Annotated in this window: 15 protein-coding genes; 4 read left to right on the top strand and 11 right to left on the bottom strand. The window is 55.1% G+C overall.

Features of this window, described 5'->3' with window-relative positions; genetic code table 11:
* Positions 1-6: 6 nt before the first annotated feature.
* Both FHI25_RS13790 and FHI25_RS13785 read right to left on the bottom strand, forming a co-directional pair.
* A complete protein-coding gene (locus FHI25_RS13790; protein ID WP_246879105.1) occupies positions 7-591 on the bottom strand; it encodes a TRAP transporter small permease in 585 nt (194 codons plus the stop codon).
* A gap of 154 nt (positions 592-745) precedes the next feature.
* Positions 746-2,143, bottom strand: coding sequence for a PLP-dependent aminotransferase family protein (locus FHI25_RS13785; protein WP_210518666.1), 1,398 nt, complete (start codon positions 2,141-2,143; stop codon positions 746-748).
* A gap of 228 nt (positions 2,144-2,371) precedes the next feature.
* Between FHI25_RS13785 and dctP the strand changes: the two genes are divergently transcribed.
* Positions 2,372-3,391: a TRAP transporter substrate-binding protein DctP gene (dctP, locus tag FHI25_RS13780; protein ID WP_008890042.1), complete on the top strand. Its 1,020-nt coding sequence runs from the start codon at positions 2,372-2,374 to the stop codon at positions 3,389-3,391.
* 86 nt (positions 3,392-3,477) lie between these two features.
* Here the strand turns inward: dctP and FHI25_RS13775 are convergent, their stop codons facing one another.
* Complete coding sequence (locus tag FHI25_RS13775) at positions 3,478-3,858, bottom strand: hypothetical protein (RefSeq protein WP_210518664.1); 381 nt, start codon at positions 3,856-3,858, stop codon at positions 3,478-3,480.
* Between the two features lie 226 nt (positions 3,859-4,084).
* Between FHI25_RS13775 and FHI25_RS13770 the strand changes: the two genes are divergently transcribed.
* Positions 4,085-4,702, top strand: coding sequence for a TetR/AcrR family transcriptional regulator (locus FHI25_RS13770; RefSeq protein WP_210518662.1), 618 nt, complete (start codon positions 4,085-4,087; stop codon positions 4,700-4,702).
* Positions 4,703-4,833: 131 nt separating this feature from the next.
* Positions 4,834-5,220 (top strand): hypothetical protein, encoded by a 387-nt coding sequence (locus tag FHI25_RS13765; protein WP_210518660.1) that lies wholly within the window; start codon positions 4,834-4,836, stop codon positions 5,218-5,220.
* Between the two features lie 129 nt (positions 5,221-5,349).
* On the opposite strand, the gene FHI25_RS13760 is transcribed toward FHI25_RS13765, so the two are convergent.
* The 7 genes from FHI25_RS13760 to FHI25_RS13730 form a co-directional block, all read right to left on the bottom strand.
* Positions 5,350-6,750: an aspartate aminotransferase family protein gene (locus tag FHI25_RS13760; protein WP_210518658.1), complete on the bottom strand. Its 1,401-nt coding sequence runs from the start codon at positions 6,748-6,750 to the stop codon at positions 5,350-5,352.
* A gap of 56 nt (positions 6,751-6,806) precedes the next feature.
* Complete coding sequence (locus tag FHI25_RS13755; protein ID WP_210518649.1) at positions 6,807-8,294, bottom strand: NAD-dependent succinate-semialdehyde dehydrogenase; 1,488 nt, start codon at positions 8,292-8,294, stop codon at positions 6,807-6,809.
* 180 nt (positions 8,295-8,474) lie between these two features.
* Complete coding sequence (locus FHI25_RS13750) at positions 8,475-8,720, bottom strand: hypothetical protein (RefSeq protein WP_210518647.1); 246 nt, start codon at positions 8,718-8,720, stop codon at positions 8,475-8,477.
* Between the two features lie 78 nt (positions 8,721-8,798).
* The gene (locus tag FHI25_RS13745; protein WP_210518645.1) at positions 8,799-11,990 is read right to left on the bottom strand and encodes an ABC transporter transmembrane domain-containing protein; all 3,192 of its coding nucleotides are present in this window, start codon (positions 11,988-11,990) and stop codon (positions 8,799-8,801) included.
* Between the two features lie 121 nt (positions 11,991-12,111).
* Entirely contained in the window at positions 12,112-12,891 is a 780-nt protein-coding gene (locus tag FHI25_RS13740) for an MBL fold metallo-hydrolase (RefSeq protein WP_064789008.1), read from the bottom strand.
* Positions 12,892-13,004: 113 nt separating this feature from the next.
* Complete coding sequence (locus tag FHI25_RS13735) at positions 13,005-13,841, bottom strand: ion transporter (RefSeq protein WP_210518643.1); 837 nt, start codon at positions 13,839-13,841, stop codon at positions 13,005-13,007.
* Positions 13,842-13,967: 126 nt separating this feature from the next.
* Positions 13,968-14,924, bottom strand: coding sequence for an acetyl-CoA carboxylase carboxyltransferase subunit alpha (locus FHI25_RS13730; RefSeq protein WP_008890050.1), 957 nt, complete (start codon positions 14,922-14,924; stop codon positions 13,968-13,970).
* A 162-nt stretch (positions 14,925-15,086) separates the two neighbouring features.
* On the opposite strand from FHI25_RS13730, the gene FHI25_RS13725 reads away from it, so the two are divergent.
* Positions 15,087-15,581, top strand: coding sequence for a GNAT family N-acetyltransferase (locus FHI25_RS13725; protein WP_210518641.1), 495 nt, complete (start codon positions 15,087-15,089; stop codon positions 15,579-15,581).
* Here the strand turns inward: FHI25_RS13725 and FHI25_RS13720 are convergent, their stop codons facing one another.
* Positions 15,582-15,950: a helix-turn-helix domain-containing protein gene (locus FHI25_RS13720; RefSeq protein WP_210518639.1), complete on the bottom strand. Its 369-nt coding sequence runs from the start codon at positions 15,948-15,950 to the stop codon at positions 15,582-15,584.
* Positions 15,951-16,125 lie beyond the last annotated feature (175 nt).

The following is a 16,125-nucleotide window of genomic DNA, read 5'->3' as shown; positions in this document are numbered from 1 at the left end:
TCCCCCTTACAGATGATGCTCGTCGGCGTCGTCAAACGTATCCTCGACCTGATAGGACAGGTGCGTCCCCGGTTTGAGGATGTTGGTCAACGCTGCCAGAACAAACTGGATGCCGGTTACGCACAGGCCAAACGGCACGATCAGAACGGTCAGGTAATAGGGGATACGCAAGGCCGGGGTCAGCCGGTTCGAAGTGATCAGCGACGAAACATAATCAATCGAATACCAGGCCAGAAGGAACAACAGGCAGGCGGTTCCAAGCGTGATGATGATCATCATGACCTTGCTGGCGCGCGGGCCCAACATATCGGTAAAGGCCGACATGCGGATATGGCGCCCCATGCGAGCGGCCTCGCTGATGCCGACAAATGTCACAAGAATGATCAGAAACTGATTGAGCTCTTCGGAAAAGAAGATGCTCGAACTGAACCCCAGGCGCATGATCACATTGGCGACGGTGTTCACCGCCATGATGATGATGCTCCATCCGAGGAGCTGTCGTTCGACGACGGACAAGCCGTGGTCGAGTTTTCTTAAAATCCCCAACGCCCCGCCACTTGGAGCGGGGGCCTCCCCGTTTGCACCTGACATAGAACCTCCTTGATGCGTGTGCGAGACATTTTTGTGGAACGCTGTGTGCGGATGTTGGTTCCCTCCCACACGGATTGTCGTTCGCTTCACGCCGGTTCAGTCAGAATAAAAACGCTTTGTGATGGTTCAATCAGATTTTTGTCATGACACAAAATCAATACATCACATCGAAGGCGTGAACGCCGGGCATTTGATCCATGGTATGGCGAATTTGGATCAGGGCATGCTGAACCGTTGGCGTATCCGGGGCACCGCCAAGACAGATCCGCATGGCGTTTGGCCGGGGCACCTTAACGGTCATGAACGGGTCGGAAATCGTGACAGCTACGCCGTTTTTGCGCAGTTCGGAGGCAAACCATTCTTCCTGCCAATGTTCGGGAATGCGCACCCAGGCCGACAGCGATGTCGGGTGATGACGCACAACCGCATCGCCGAGAATATCGGCAACAAGTGCCTGGCGTTCACGCATCAGCGCACGTTGCACCGTTACGGCCTGATCGACCGTGCCATCGGCAATCCAGCGCGCGCCGATCTCTGCCATCAATGGAGTCCCCATCCATCCGGTGACGCGCAAAACACTGCTGGCACGAATCGACAAATGCGCGGGAACAGCCAGAAAGCCGGTTCGAAGGCCCGGCATAACCGCCTTGGTCAGGCTTGAGACATGAAAGCCAAGCTTGGGCAAAAAGCTTGTGATTGGCGGCAGGTTTTCTTCGAGCAGCGGGCGATAGACATCGTCCTCGATGACGTAGACGCCGTAATGTTCGGCAATTTCGGCGATGCGTTTGCGCCGTTCCAACCCCATCAGGCAGTTGGTCGGATTGGTAAAGATCGGGGTGACGACAAGGGCCCGGATTTGGCGCGTGCGGCATTGTTGCTCAAAGGCGTCGGGCAGGATGCCTTCATCATCGGTGGGCAGCGCGCCCAGCTTGAACCGCAGGATGCTGGCCGAGCCGATCACGCCATGATCGGTCAGGCTTTCGGTCAGGACGACGTCATCGGGCTGAATGACGGTGGAAAGGGCGGTAAAGACGCCTTGTGCCGCGCCATTGGTGATCAGAAGGTTGGGGATTTCAACATCGACCCCCATGCCGGAAAGCCAGTTGCGCCCGATGTCGCGGTGATAATCAAACCCGGCAACCGGCCGGCAGCTTTCCATCCAGCCGTGGTGGGGTTCTTCGGCCAGTTTGGCGTGCATCTGGCGCGACAGATCATTGTGAAAATCGGTATAGGCCGCGCGCACGATTGAAAGATCAACCAGATCGGGTTGGCGACTATCGAGGATAAAGGACGATGCCCGGTCGGTCAGGCGGGCCTGTACAAAGGTGCCGCGCCGCCGTTCGGAGCGCAGATAGCCTTGGCGTTCGACTTCCTTGTAGGCCGCACTGACGGTCTGGACGCTGACTTTCAGGCGATAGGCCAGTTCACGATGTGTTGGCATCCGGACATCGTGGCGCAATCGCCCTGACTCGATGTCGGTGATGATCGCCTCGACCAGTTTCTTGTATTTCGGACCTGTTTCGCCGCTGAGGTCGATTTCAGGTAACCACATGATTGTATTTCCATCCCTGCCGTTTTCGCGACCCTAACATGACAGGCGGGTTCTGTGTAGGTGTTCGGACTAATTTGTCATGAGACAAAACTAACATTGACCTGATGCAGGAACATTTCAAAACTTTGGGCGTTCATCACAATGATGTTGAAATCAAGCGTTCCGATCCGAGTGCCTTCATAAGCGTTGGCGCCGATCGTTGAGCGCGATAACACGGGAGACTTCGATATGAGTCTGAACAAACTCCTTAAAGCGACCCTATCGGCGGCGGCACTGTTTGCCGTCGCAGGGACCGCTGCCCACGCCGAGGAATGGAAATTCGCCCACGAAGAAAGCCCGGGTGATGTTCAGGACCTTTATGCTCAGGAATTCAAGCGTCTGGTCGAAGAAAAGACCGATGGCGACGTAAATGTGACCATTTACACCTATGGCCAGCTTGGCACCGAGAACGACATTACCGAGCTGACCGCAGCCGGTGCTGTTCAGTTCTCGAACGCATCGCCAGGTCACCTGGGGACTTTCGTTCCGGAAATTCAGGTCTTTGGTGTTCCCTACCTGCTGTCGCAGGATAACGAGGTGAACAAGAAGGTTCTGTCTTCGAGCCCGACCATTTACGAAGGTCTGTCCAAGGACTTCGAGTCCAAGGGGCTGAAGCTTTATACCATGTACCCGGAAGGCGAAATGGTCTGGACCACCAAGAAACCGGTCGAAAAGCCGGCTGATTTCGATGGTGTGAAATTCCGTGTCATGACCTCGCCGATCCTGATCGAAACTTATGAATCTTTCGGTGCTGATCCGGTCGCGCTGCCGTGGGGTGAAGTTTATTCCGGTCTTCAGACCAGCGTGATTGACGCACAGGTCAACCCGATCTTCTTCGTTGAAAGTGCCAAATTCTACGAAGTGACCGACCATCTGATTTATGCCGGTCAGCAGCAATACACCACCACCGTGGTTTCAAACGCGGCCTTCTATGACGGCCTGTCGGATGAACGCAAAGAGATGCTGGCGGAAGTAAAGGCCGAACTGGATGACTTCATCTATGAAGCCCAGAAAAAGGCCAATGACGAAGCCCTGGCACGCATCAAGGAAGCCAAGCCGGAAATCGAAGTGATCCGTCTGAATGACGAACAACGTTCGGTCTTCAAGGAAGCTTCCAAAGGCGTTGGCGCAAGCCTTGTTGAGGAAGTCGGTGGTGACACCGAAGAAGTACTGAACTCGCTTCGTGAAGAGTTTGGTACCGACATGTAATCGGGACTTCCCGATCTCATAAGATATCGCAAACCCCCGCAAGCACTGCTTGCGGGGGTTTTTGTTTGTCCTGGGGGGGGGGGCGATCAGGCGGCGTTGTCGATCCGCAGTGGTCGAGCAAAGGTAACTGCCATAAACAAGGCAGCGGACAGAATGACAAGCACCGAGCCGATCTTTGCCATTTCCTCTGCGCCGGTATTGTGAGCCACGGCGATGCCGGCTGCCATGATGATTGAGCCGCTTATGGCCAACAACACCTGTAGGCGGGCAAGGTTCAGGCGGGTAATGCCGGCAAGATGATAATAGGTGCCGTACAGCGCAAGGCTGATCCATCCCAGCAAATTCAGATGGCCATGAGCAGCAAGATTTGTATGGTCTCCTGTGATGGCCATTTGCAAACCCCAGAGCATCCCGGCAAGCCCGATTATTGCCGAGGATGTCCAGCAAATGCGTGGCAGGTTGTTCATGTCGATTTCCTCAATGTTGTTGGTTTTTCACTCTAATAATGAAACGATACCGTTTAGTTTCATTTTTTGCAAATCAATTCTTGTCGTCTGTCGGATCGAGGCTCTAAAAGGGATAAATCTAAAATCGAAACCAAACGGTTTCGTGTTTTGGCCCCAATGGGGCTCCCTTGTCAGACGCTCTGATCTTGGGGGGTAATGCAGCTAAAGAAGGCCAGAAATCTTGCGCGTGCCAACTACTGCGAAACAACAGGACCGCTTCAACCGCATTCTTGCTGCAGCAGCACAGGAATTGCTTGATATGCGTGATGACAGCACGGCTGTTGACCGTATCGCGCTGCGTTCGGGCACGTCAAAGGCAACCATATATCGGTATTTTGGAGATAAGGTCGGATTGGAACGGGCGATGGTGGGATGGCTGTGCGAGCGCGCACGCGACCCGCTTGAAGGTGTTGTCGCCAAACCAAGTGACGCACGTTCCACGATGATTGCCATTGGTGATGCCTTTGCTAGTGGCGTTTTGAACCGCCATGTAATGGATCTTCATCGCTATGTGGTTGCACGCGCATCGACGCATCCCGAACTCGGCGAGATTTTTTGGGATGCAGGGCCAAAACGTACATACGAAGCTGCAGCCAATCTGATCAGCAATCTGCAACTGCCTGATCATCTGAAAGCTGTCCCGGCGCGACAGGTGGCAGAGTTTTTCCTTAATATGCTGACCGGCACGACCCAGCTTTCCTATTTCTGTCTGGGTGATGACGTACTTCACTCAGATGAGATGGCCGAGCGTGTACGTAACGCGGTTACAATGCTTGGCATCCGTGATCATCAAGATCAGGCTTAAGATTATCATCACATCACATCAGTTCGTTTCGTCATCAATGGCCCGCCCATAAGCCTGATGTAACCCTTAAACCGGGGCCAGGCTTCAGGCGATGTTGCGAGTTTGATGACACATGAAAGGAAATGCTTGTGATGATCCTTAATCTTTTGCAGTCGGCGCGTGGATTTCTGTTCCCGGCTGTGATGCTGGCAGCGGTCCTTCTGAGCGCGCTGGTTTCACCGGCGCAGTCGGAGGTTTATTCACCCGACGGCGTGGAACTCAGCCCCGCACAGTGGTCAGAGGCATCAACCGATGGCAAGAATGTCACCGTCAAGGATGCCCTGACCAATTCGGAAAATTCAAAGATCACCAACGGCGTGAAGGGTGTGAATGGCTACACCCTGACCGTGATGTCGTTCTGGGATGGAGCACCAAGCGGCGATTATCTGACCATTGAGGTTCGCCAGAATGGCAGCGTAGCAGCCAATTGTCGCGTCAGTTCGGCGAAGGATGGCTCGACTTACGATACCACTTGCTGATTGCAGGTACCATGGCATCCAGATACGAAAACAGGGGCCGGTCATGTGCCCGGCCCCTGTGCACCGCCGCGTCGGGAAGAAGGTTGGACGCGGGGGGTATTTCTGATGTCGCAGTGATATCCGTCTGGCTTATTTGCCAGCAGCAACTTCGTCTGCGACCGCATCAACAGCCTGTTTGGCGATGTCGATGACCTTGTCGACCTCGGCCTTGGTGATGCAAAGCGGCGGGGCAAAGCCAAGGATGTCACCGTGCGGCATGGCGCGCGCAATCATGCCACGTTCCAGGCAGGCGGCTGATACGCGCGGACCGATTTTCGCATTCGGGTCGAAGCGTTCCTTTTTGGTTTTGTCGGCGACAAACTCAAGAGCGGCCATCAGACCAACGCCACGGGCTTCGCCAACCAGCGGGTGGTTGTCAAAGGTTTCATGCAGGCGTTTCTGGAAGTAGCCACCGGTTTCCGCCGAATTGCCCGTCAGGTTTTCACCATCAACGATATCAAGGTTAGCGTTGGCAGCAGCCGCGCAGACCGGATGGGCGGAATAGGTCCAACCATGGCCGATCGGGCCCATCTGATCGGAACCCTGTTCCAGCACTTTCCAGACGCGTTCGCCAATGATGACGCCCGACAGCGGCAGGTAACCCGATGAGACACCCTTGGCGATCGTGATCAGGTCCGGCTTGATGCCATAGTGCAAGGAGCCGAAATAGGACCCGGTACGGCCAAAGGCGGTCACGACTTCGTCGGCAACCAGCAGAACATCATACTTGTTCAGAACAGCCTGGATGGCTTCCCAGTAGCCTTCTGGCGGGGTGATGATGCCGCCGGTGCCCATGACCGGCTCGCCGATGAAGGCAGCAACGGTTTCCGGACCTTCGCGCAGGATCATTTTTTCCAGATCATTGGCACAGCGTTTGGCAAATTCTGCTTCGGTTTCGCCGGCCTCTGCATTCCAGTAATGGTGCGGGCAGGTGGTGTGCAGAATGGGCGCACGCGGCAGATCAAATGCGTTGTGGAAGGCAGCCAGGCCGGTCAGGCTGCCGGTCATGATGCCCGAGCCGTGATAGCCACGCCAACGCGAGATGATTTTCTTTTTCTGCGGCAGGCCGCGGATGTTGTTGTAGTACCAGATCAGCTTGATGTTGGTTTCGTTCGCATCCGATCCGGACATGCCGTAATAGACGCGCTGCATGCCTTCGGGCGCGCTTTTGATAATGCGGTCTGACAGACGGATGACCGGCTCGTTCCCGTGCCCGACATAGGTGTGGTAATAGGCCAGTTCCTTTGCCTGTGCATAGATCGCATCGGCAATTTCGGTGCGGCCATAACCGACGTTTACACAATACAGACCGGCGAAGGCATCAAGGCTTTCGCGGCCTTCGGTGTCGTGGATATAGATGCCCTTGCCGCCATTGATAATGCGGTTGGGGGTTTCACCGGCTGCGTGCTGACGCATGTGGGTCGAGGGGTGCATGAAATGCGCCCGATCCATTTCCTGCAGGTCAGCAGTGGTGTTTTTGATGACATTCATTTGAATTCTCCCATGTGAATGCGGTTGATGTCTTTTGCGCGCTCCAAGGTCAAAACCTAGGCTTTGTAAGCAGCGCAGACGTATTTCAGTTCGGTAAATTCTTCGAGGCCATGGCGCGATCCTTCGCGGCCGAGGCCAGATTGCTTGACGCCGCCAAACGGGACCGGTGCGCCGGTGATTTTCACGCAGTTCAGCGCAACCATGCCGTATTCAAGGGCGTTTGAGACGCGTGCCGCGCGGTCGTTGTCCTTGGTCAGCAGATAGGCGGCAAGGCCATATTCGCTGTCATTGGCCTTGGCGACGACTTCGTCCTCGGTATCGAAGGCCATGACCGGGGCAACCGGACCAAAGGTTTCTTCGGAAAAGATCTTCATGTCATCGGTGACATCGGCAAGGAGGGTCGGGGCAAAGAACAGCCCGCCCATTTTCTTGCCACCGGTGACAACACGGGCACCCTTGGCGCGCGCATCGGCAACATGTTCTTCGCATTTGGCAACCGCACGGTCATGCATCAGCGGACCGATTTCGACATATTCCTCGATGCCGTTGCCAACCCGCAGATCGGCGATGGCCTTGGCGTATTTATCAAGGAAGTCGTCATAGATGTCGCGTTGAACAAAGATGCGGTTGGCGGCCAGGCAGTCCTGACCACTGGTGGCGAATTTGGCGTTCACCGCGTGGGCAACGGCCTCGTCCAGATCGACATCATCAAAGACGATGAACGGCGCATGACCACCGAGTTCCATCGACATTTTCTTGATCGTCTGGGCACCTTGCGACAGCAGAAGACGGCCAACCTCGGTCGATCCGGTAAAGGACAGCGCACGGACATCGTGATGGCCGCAAAGTTCGCCCACGACCGGGTTCGGATCACCGGTGACGATGTTAAATACGCCCGCCGGGATGCCCGCACGTTCGGCCAGTTCGGCCAGTGCGGTTGCCGAAAACGGCGTTTCGGTGGCCGGACGGACGATCATGGTGCAACCAGCTGCCAGGGCAGCCGCGGCCTTACGCGTGATCATCGCACACGGAAAGTTCCATGGGGTAACGGCGGCAGTGACGCCAATCGGTTCACGCTTTACCGTCATGTTGCGACCCGGAAGGTGGGATGTGATGTTTTCGACATTCACCCGTTTGGCTTCTTCGGCGTAAAATTCGATGAAGCTGGCGGCGTAATCAATCTCGCCGCGGGCTTCGTTGATCGGCTTGCCCTGTTCAAGGGTCATCAGAAGGGCCAGGTCTTCCTTGTTTTCAATCAGAAGATCATGCCAGCGACGCAAAGCGGCACTGCGTTCCTGTGGCAGAAGGGCGGCCCATGCCGGGAAGGCTTCCCGGGCAGCCGCGATGGCCTTGCGGGTTTCGTGAACGCCCATGTTCGGAACGGTGCCGATGAAGCTGCCATCGAACGGGTTGGTGACTTCGATCACCTGAAGGTTGTCAGCCGAACACCAGCGACCATCAATATAGGCATGTTCGCGCAGCAAACGCAGATCGGAAAGCTGGCTGAGCGATACGCAACGCTGTTCCTTTGATTGTGCCGTCATGGTGGCCTCCTTCCTTGAGCTTGGCGCGGTTTGCGCGAAGCATGTCATTGAACTGGGAGGAAGGTATCAACAGGCGATCAGAGGAGGTGACCGAACTCGGCGCCATTTGATGCGTTTTTTTTGGCGCGGAGTGGCAAAAAGCGAATGTTTTTTCTGCTGAGCGCCAAAACGCGCAGAAAATCAGTCTTCTGAGCGATCGAGATATTTGCGCATTTCGCGTTTCTGGCGGCGCTTTTCAATAAGGGTTCGGATGATGATGGCGGCAAAAAACAAGATCACGACGCTTGTCGTCATCGGGAAGGCGACCGGGATGCCAATGACAAAGGCCAGTGCGCCGATAACACTGCCGCCAACAAGGGCGATAAAGCCGCCCAGCATGAGGGCGCCAAGCAATACGGCAAGAAGTATGGAGGCGATTTTGTTCATAAGGCGCAGTTCATAAGGTCAGGCAAAAGAAGGATGGACGGAGCCCCGCTTGGCGGGAAGCTCCGTCCGTTCGCTTTGTCAGTTCTTGTCGTTGTTGCGGTTGGTCAGCTGTTTGGTGGTTTGATCAAGCCGCTGGGCCAGAACCCGGATCAACTGATTGGAAACAGCCTGGTCCTGTCGAACAAGGCCGAGGAATTCGGTCTTGTCGAGTTTCAGAACCGTCATGTCTTCGACCGCACGGATGGTTGCCGAGCGCGGTGCATCGACAAGCAGGGCGATTTCGCCAATGACTTCCTTGGCGTGGACGTCACGCAGTTTGAGCGTCTGGTGTTCATCGGTGGTCAACCAGATTTCACCGCGCCCGGAAATGACGATAAAGGCGGCATCGCCCGGATCGCCCTGTTTGACGAGAACCTCGCCATGTTTGAAGGTCAGGCGCGGGCTGGTAAAGGCCAGCAGCTTGACGACACTGGGGTCGAGGCCGGCGAAAAGCGGGATCGTGCGCAGCAACCGGACTTCCTGATCGATGTCGCCTGCGGCCAGTGCCGCTGCGGCTTCGTCTTCGGTTTCCTCGGTTGTTGTTTCACTGTCATCGGCAACGCTTTTGCGTTTGACCAGTTTTCCGTTCGACATATAGAGCAAGGTATCGAACTTTTCACCGGCATGATCATCATCATCGACCCAAACCAGACTGGTATGATCGCTTTCGCCCGTCAGGTAGTTGATGATGCTTTCGCGGGTTTCGCGATCCAGCGCCGAAAGACCTTCGTCGACGACCAGAAGATCCGGGTTCTTGATCAGCGCACGGACAAGGGCGATTTTCTGCCGCAATGTCTGGGACATGCGGCTGCCGCCAACACCGACCTGGCTTTCAAGGCCAAGGGACACCAATCCTTCGTAGAGGCCGCCTTCATGGGCGATTTCAAACAGGACCTCGCCGACGCGTTCCTCGGAATTTGCACGGCCATAGGCAAAGCGACCAAACAGCAAGTTATCAAGGATCGGTGCTGCTGATGCGTAGCCATCAGCCTCGAAGAAGTCGATATAGCCTGCCAGATCGTCGGGCATGTTTTCGCGGAACTTGGGGCGGGCCTGAAGAACAAGTTCGCGGAAATCATCATCAATCACGCGCAGGCGATGGCGGGCCGGGGTCAGTTGCATGGCAACGTCAAGAAGACGCAACTGGTCCTCTTTGCGCATGTCATCGACACGCACACCGTCGGTGCGTTTCAGGATGTTCTTGACCTCGGGCATTTCATCGGCCGAGACAAAGCTGTAACGGTCAAAGAATTCATGCCCCGGCGGCAGGCCGGTAAACAGTTCGATCATCAGATCAAGCGTTTCACGCCCCATCCTGATCATCTTTTCATACAGGCCGCTTTCACGCAGGCTTTTCTGGATATAGGGATGCGACAGGAAGTCCATCCGCTTGAATTCGGTGCGTGATGGCGTCCCGAACAGGATGTTGACGCCGACCGGCGCGTTGTCGTTGTATTTGTCGAAATCATAAGGTTCGACAAGGTCGGACAGCTGACGTTCGGCCAGGATTTCCTTAAGACGCGGACGGACGTCGAGTACCGATTGAACAAGGTTCGGGCGTTCTTCTGGGCTGATGCGGCGCAACAGGCCAATGCGATAAATATCACGATCAAGGCCGACCACCTCAAGCAGGCGCATCAGTTCCTTTTGCATGTCTTCGCGCGATTCAAATCCCGGTCCGATATAATCAATCCACTCGGCAGACGGATCATAGGGGATGTTGCCCGACATCTGGATCTCGTCATACATCTCGCGCGTCAGCTTCCAGGGCAGGTCGGCTGGATCGGCAAGTTCAACGACATCGACAAATTTGGGATCGGGATAGGCTTTGGCGTCCGCATCGCTGTCAGGTGCGGGATTATCGTTATCCTGTTCCAGAAGGACGGGGCGGTGTTTCAGGCCATAGAACAGGTTATCGGAAATACTGCCATTAAACAGATACGCATCCGCCCCGACATAGGCCAGACGTTGCCCGACCACCGCAGCCGGAAGGGTGGTGGCATCAAAATCGGCAAACTGAATACGCCCGCCCGTCGGGGTCATGATGTGGGCAATCAGACGGGCAAGTTGCGATTTGCCACTGTCTGATGCGCCGGTCAAAAGGGCCTTGCCCGGCAATCCCATGTTAAACGAAACATTTTCGACAACACGCGTGCCGTCCTCGTCCGTCCATGACAGGGCACTGACATCCAGCGGGCCGGCCAGTTTTGGCGAAACCGGTGCAATCAGTTCGTGTTCCGGCGCAAGATCAGGCAGCTCGAACTGTTCGTGCAGCTGTTCGTATTTGATGTTGGCATCGGCAAGGCGCTGATAATAGGCGAGAAGCTCTTTCCACGGTGCCGACATGTCCTTGTAGGCGGCAAGGGCCGCGACCAGCGCACCGAAGCTCAGATCACCGGTGATCACCAGATAGCCACCGATGGAATAGAAGAAGAACGGGGTGATCTGGGCGATGAAGTTATTGAGGAACTTGATGAAGAACTTACGGAAATAGATTTCCTTGCGGATCTCGAAAATCCGGCCAAGCCGCTGGGTGAAGTGGGTCAGTTCGAACCCTTGCGTTTCGTTGGCACGGATATCGGTCGCACCACCAACCGTCTCGCCGATATGTTCGGACATGCGGCGCACGTTCTGAACGCGCTGTTTGCCAAGCAGGTTCACGCGGCGTTGCAGTTTCGGGATCAGATAGCCCTGCAACGGATAAAACGCGATCGCTGCCAGCCCCATCAATGGGTCCTGAATAAAGATAAAGGCCGAAATCGTGATCAGAATGCCGCCCTGATAAAGCGGCAGGGCATAGGCCTCGCCAAAGAAGCCGCCCAACGGTTCGGCCTCGGCCGTGATCATGGAAACGATTTCGCCCTGGCTGGTCTTGCGGAAATGCGGCAGTGGAAAACGCAGAACACGATCAAAAAGCTCGTAGCGCATGCGACGCAGCATGCGTTCTGCCATCACGCCCTGATAGACGTTGATGAAGTATTTGAAGCCGCCATTCACGAAGACGAGGGCCAGAAAAATGCCCGAGAGGGCGAACAGATACTCGATCTGGGTCAAATCGACGCCAAGGATGTCATAGGGCGCACCGGCACCACCAATGGCCTCGTTGACGATCTGCTTGGGCAGATCAAGCGAGTAATAAAGAAACGGGAAAGAGGCCAGCGTGACCAATGTCAGCATGATCTGCTGGAGGCGGCTATGACGCCATATATAGGCAAAAACCGATTTGGGCATTCGCACGTCCCGTTTTGTGGTTGTGGAACATTTTTGTTCCGTTTGCTCGTTTTTATATTTGGGCAGGGTCAGGGCCCATAGATCCTGATCCCAGTGTGCAGGTTATGCGCCGGTTGTCTGATCAACCAAGATCAAAACTTTGTTCCGGTTCAATGAACCCGCAGAAACCGTCCGCCACGGCGTCGGGTTTATCATAAGCCTGATAGTGATAAAGCCACATCTTCGCCTTGATCTCGGCAGGCAGGGTCACAAGTTGGTCGTAATGGGCATGGACCCCGGAATGACGGGGGCCGAGTTCGCAATCCTGAAAGATGATGTCGGCCTTTTTGTAGAACGGCATATGATCTTCGGGATTGAATATCGCATCTGTTGTCAGGAAGAAGGACTTGTTCTGGCCGTGACCGAACAGGGCATAGGAATACATCGTGCTTTCCGGTGTCACGACATGGGCAACCGGGATGACATCGAAATGCATGCCATGCCAGTCAAATCCGTTCTTGGTGGAAAGTGGGACCACATCGAAATAGGACGACAGTTTGCTGTTGCCGTGATCGCTGATTTCAAGGCCGCCGCGCAACGAGTGTTCCCACAGCGGTTCCAGCAGTTCGTCGACCGCATACAGTTCCGCCCGGTGCCCTTCGAAGACGAAATAATTGGCAAGCGCCATCCATTCGAGCCCACCGATATGGTCCGAATGCAGATGGCTGACATAGACACCATGAATGTCGTTTGGCATATGACCAATGTTGCGCAGCGAATGGCGCGCGTCTGAACCGCAGTCAATCAGCAGGCGCTGTGGTTGGTCATTGCCCGACGGGGTCGTTTCCAGAACCATGTTGCTCTGAAAATTGTCAGCGGCCATACAAAAGGCCGATCCTGTCCCCGCAAACGTTAGCTTCATTCCCCGATCTCCCGATATTTGTCGAAAGATTAGACGAGGTTCGGGGCGTTTAACCACCCCCTTTTTATGAGTAACCGCTCAATTTTCCCGGCAAGCCTGGTCTGACCGACGGTTCAGGATGGTGTTGATGTCTTGTTTTGATCGGATGGGACGTCTTGTGGATGGTCGTTCCGGGCGTTGGCAAGTTTGCTCATTTCACTACGCAGAGCGCGCAGTTCGGTCATGATTTCCTTGTGATCCACTTCGATCACATCGCGTGTCTGGGTTTCTTCAACATCGACATGTGTCGACATTGCATCAACCACAATCGCGATAAACAGGTTCAGGACGGCAAATGTCGTCACCAGAATGAACGGCACGAAGAAAAGCCACGCCAGCGGGTAAGACTCCATCACCGGGCGGACAATGCCCATCGACCAGCTTTCCAGCGTCATGATCTGGAACAGCGAATAAAGGGACGCGCCAATCGTGCCAAACCAGTCGGGGAAGCCTTCGCCAAACAGCTTGGTTGCCATCACGGCCGAGACATAAAACACCAGCGACAGCAATGTCAGGACGGAAATCATGCCGGGGATCGCGCGCATCAGGGCTTCGACCACCTTGCGCATGGACGGCACGGTCGAAATCAGGCGGAAGGCACGCAGGATACGCAGCGCACGCAGGACCGAAAGGCCCTGGCCTGCCGGCAGCAGGGTGATGGCGACAATCGTGAAATCAAAGATATTCCAGGCGCGCTTGAAAAATGCCAACCGATAGAGCGCAATTTTCATCACCAGTTCGATGACAAAGATCGCAACGGCGATCTGATCAAGCGCCTGCAGGAAGGGACCGGCGGCATTCATCACCGTGGGCGATGTTTCAAGCCCGAGGATGATGGCATTGAGCGCAATGACGGCGGTGATGAAATTTTTAAAACGGTTGGATTCAACAATCCGGCGAAGAAAATTCATGGTGCCTCCCGACCAGGCCGGAAAAGGGCGCTTCATTTTGCCGGATATAACCGACGGACAGACTGCGCCGGAAAATGACAACAGGGCGCAGCATCAATCATGATGGTCTGCGCCCTGAATGGAAAATCAGTTCAGGCCCTTGCGGCCCATTTCAAGGAACTTGTCACGACGACGCGCCTTCAGCACGCCACCTTCGACGTCATCCATGCTTTCAAGTGCCTTGATGATCGCTTTACCAACCCGTTTGCATGCTTCCTTGGCATCGCGCTGTGCGCCGCCAAGCGGTTCTGGCACGATTTCGTCGATCACGCCAAGCTGCAACAGATCCTGTGCGGTAAGACGCAGCGCCTCGGCGGCGGTTTTGGCTTCGTCGCCAGAACGCCAAAGGATCGATGCGCAACCTTCTGGCGAGATCACCGAATAAATCGAGTTTTCAAGCATCAGAACATTGTTGGCAACCGCAAGCGCAATCGCACCACCCGATCCACCTTCGCCGATGATGACGGATACCAGCGGCACCTTGATATCAAGGCAGGCTTCGATCGAACGTGCGATGGCTTCGGACTGGCCGCGCGCCTCGGCATCGGCACCCGGGAAGGCACCAGCAGTATCAACAAGGGTGACAACCGGAATGTTGAAACGCTCAGCCATGCGCATCAGGCGGATTGCCTTGCGATAGCCTTCGGGACGGGCGGAACCGAAATTGTGTTTCACACGGGTTTCGGTGTCGCGGCCTTTTTCATGGCCGATCACCATCACCGTGCGGCCCTGCAAACGACCAAAGCCACCGATGATTGCGGCGTCTTCGCCAAACTGGCGGTCGCCGGAAAGCGGGGTGAAATCGTCAAACAGGTTGGCGATATAGTCGGTGAAATGCGGACGATCGGGATGGCGCGCCACCTGGGTTTTCTGCCAGGGGGTCAGCTTGCCATAGGTGCCTTGCAAAAGCTTGGTCAGCTTTTCCTGCAGGCGGGAAACCTCGTCTGCGATGTTGACTTCGTCACTGCCCGTCAAATGACGGAGCTCTTCGATCTTGCCTTCAAGTTCGGCGATCGGCTTTTCAAAATCGAGGAAGTTATGCATCAGGGCATCATATCCGACTGGGAAACAATGGGGCGGAACATAGTATATCGACCCGCCACGTCAAGGGCGGAGCTATGAACAGTCCATATTTTCCGTTTACGTAATAATTATGGCGTAGTGTTCATACATTCATTACGTCTGATAGTTTGCACGTGGAACCCCATGACGTCCAGTATCGAGATCACACACATCAACGCCCCGGACGACGTTTCGTTCGAGCGGCTTGTTGAAATTCTTTTGGCAGCCTTTGCCTTTCAGGACGATATCGTTGATCCGCCAAGCTCGGCCAAATCGGTTTCGGTTTCCGAACTGCAATGGCGTTTTGCGCGTGACACGCTGTTTATTGCCCGGGACGGCAATGGCAACATCATCGGCCAGATCTGGATCGAGGATGTCGGCAAGGATGCCTATCTTTACAAGCTTTCGGTTGACCCTGCGGTCAAGGGGGCTGGTATCGGCAAGGCGTTGGTCGAAGCCGCCTGTGCGTTTGCGCGTGATCGCGGCAAGCAGCATATGCGGCTTCATGTTCGTATCGAACTTGAAGACAATATCGCGTTCTTCAAATCACGCGGGTTTGTGATTGCCGGTGAAGGTGTCCATGACGGATATGACAGAACGACGTTCTGGAAAATGGCACGTGACTTGCGGCAAATCTGATCAGGCTGATTCACTTTCGGGCATCGGGCGTTTTGACATCGCATAATACGGAACATGGGTTTCGCCCCAGTCCTTGAGTGCGACGATAATCGCACGCAGCGTTTCACCCTTTTGGGTCAGGCTGTATTCAACGCGCGGCGGGACTTCGGCATAGACTTCACGATGTACAAGCCCGTCGGCTTCAAGTTCGCGGAGCTGGCGGGTCAGCATGCGCTGGGTGACGCCGGGCATCAGACGGCGCAGCTCGTTAAAGCGTTTCGTGCCATCAAGCAGATGGAACATCACAACGCCCTTCCACTTGCCACCAATCATATCAAGGGCACCTTCAACCGGGCAGCCGGGGCTTCTGTTGGGTGGACAGCTATTCATCTTTAACCTCCAAATCAGCAAAGACCGGTTCAGGGAATGTGCCTGTAATGCCCGGAAATTCTCAATAGTATACAAATTGATACTATATGCTGAAATTGTGCGTACTTATTTCAAAGAGGATTATGCGTTAAAACTTGGCCATTCACAAATCAAACCTTTGATGGAAGGAAATGCC

Origin of the sequence: Thalassospira sp. ER-Se-21-Dark (assembly GCF_017922435.1) — a bacterium.
In the GTDB taxonomy this organism is placed as follows: Bacteria; Pseudomonadota; Alphaproteobacteria; order Rhodospirillales; family Thalassospiraceae; genus Thalassospira.
The sequence above is the reverse complement of the archived record's forward strand: the minus strand, read 5'-3'. Positions and strand labels throughout refer to the sequence as shown.

Coding starts and splice junctions, on each gene's coding strand:
- FHI25_RS13790 (WP_246879105.1), bottom strand. CDS start 591: ATGTCAGGTGCAAACGGGGAGGCCCCCGCTCCAAGTGGCGGGGCGTTG.
- FHI25_RS13785 (WP_210518666.1), bottom strand. CDS start 2,143: ATGTGGTTACCTGAAATCGACCTCAGCGGCGAAACAGGTCCGAAATAC.
- dctP (WP_008890042.1), top strand. CDS start 2,372: ATGAGTCTGAACAAACTCCTTAAAGCGACCCTATCGGCGGCGGCACTG.
- FHI25_RS13775 (WP_210518664.1), bottom strand. CDS start 3,858: ATGAACAACCTGCCACGCATTTGCTGGACATCCTCGGCAATAATCGGG.
- FHI25_RS13765 (WP_210518660.1), top strand. CDS start 4,834: ATGATCCTTAATCTTTTGCAGTCGGCGCGTGGATTTCTGTTCCCGGCT.
- FHI25_RS13760 (WP_210518658.1), bottom strand. CDS start 6,750: ATGAATGTCATCAAAAACACCACTGCTGACCTGCAGGAAATGGATCGG.
- FHI25_RS13755 (WP_210518649.1), bottom strand. CDS start 8,294: ATGACGGCACAATCAAAGGAACAGCGTTGCGTATCGCTCAGCCAGCTT.
- FHI25_RS13750 (WP_210518647.1), bottom strand. CDS start 8,720: ATGAACAAAATCGCCTCCATACTTCTTGCCGTATTGCTTGGCGCCCTC.
- FHI25_RS13745 (WP_210518645.1), bottom strand. CDS start 11,990: ATGCCCAAATCGGTTTTTGCCTATATATGGCGTCATAGCCGCCTCCAG.
- FHI25_RS13740 (WP_064789008.1), bottom strand. CDS start 12,891: ATGAAGCTAACGTTTGCGGGGACAGGATCGGCCTTTTGTATGGCCGCT.
- FHI25_RS13735 (WP_210518643.1), bottom strand. CDS start 13,841: ATGAATTTTCTTCGCCGGATTGTTGAATCCAACCGTTTTAAAAATTTC.
- FHI25_RS13730 (WP_008890050.1), bottom strand. CDS start 14,924: ATGCATAACTTCCTCGATTTTGAAAAGCCGATCGCCGAACTTGAAGGC.
- FHI25_RS13725 (WP_210518641.1), top strand. CDS start 15,087: ATGACGTCCAGTATCGAGATCACACACATCAACGCCCCGGACGACGTT.
- FHI25_RS13720 (WP_210518639.1), bottom strand. CDS start 15,950: ATGAATAGCTGTCCACCCAACAGAAGCCCCGGCTGCCCGGTTGAAGGT.